The 842-nt window shown below is 57.1% G+C and carries 1 pseudogene; it reads right to left on the reverse strand.

The features are described 5' to 3' along the window. Positions 1 to 54: 54 nt before the first annotated feature. A pseudogene (locus GNZ12_RS43850) lies at positions 55 to 774 on the reverse strand (IS6 family transposase). Positions 775 to 842: the final 68 nt, after the last annotated feature.

Here is an 842-nt window from a genome sequence, read left to right on the forward strand (position 1 = left end):
GGTTCTGGTGCAAATAGGGAAGCGGGTTGAGGAGCATCCTGTAGGAAGGATTCCTTATCGAACGGACAGGACCGCATTCCATACTGCGGGCGCAGCGGCCTCCTTGAGGCCGAGCTTCGCGAGATTGAACTGCTCCTAGCGAATGCGATGCGTCAATTCGATACCTGAAATCGTGGTCGCGGCACTCCGGAACCCTTTAAATCCGAGCATCACGTTCGTTCTGGACTTGATGTGACGATGGTCTTGTTCGATCACGTTGTTCAGATATTTTGAGGACCGGACCTTCGTGTCTTCAGGCAGCAGGCCATCGGCCTTCATCTCGCGCACCGCGCGGTGCGAGGCCGCGTAGCCATCGAGCGTGATGGTCTCAGGCGACTGGCCCTGATGCCTGATTGCTTTACTGAAAAAGGCTTTGGCCGCGGCCACGTCGCGCCTCGCCCTGAGCGTGAAGTCCACCGTCTGGCCAGCCCGATCCACCGCCCGGTACAGGTAGACCCACCTGCCGCGAATCTTCAGATAGGTCTCGTCGACACGCCACGAGCGACCCGCAGGCGTAGCAAAACGGTTCCAGCGTTTGACGAATTCGGGCGTATAACGCCTCACCCAGCGCAGGATTGTCGTGTGAGCGAGCGACAAATCCCGTTCGGCCATCATCTCGAACAGATCGCGTAGGCTGGGCTTGTAGCGCAGGTGCCACCGAACACACAGAATGATGATTTCCCGATCAAAATGGCGTCCATCGAACAACTCCTCCAGACTCTTCAGCTTGGTCATCGCCGGTTATCAGTTCGTTTTGCTCCAACAACTCTAACCGATTCGCCGATCCTATTTGCACCAGAACC

The sequence above is a fragment of the Paraburkholderia solitsugae genome (genome assembly GCF_013177695.1).
Classification (GTDB): domain Bacteria; phylum Pseudomonadota; class Gammaproteobacteria; order Burkholderiales; family Burkholderiaceae; genus Paraburkholderia; species Paraburkholderia solitsugae.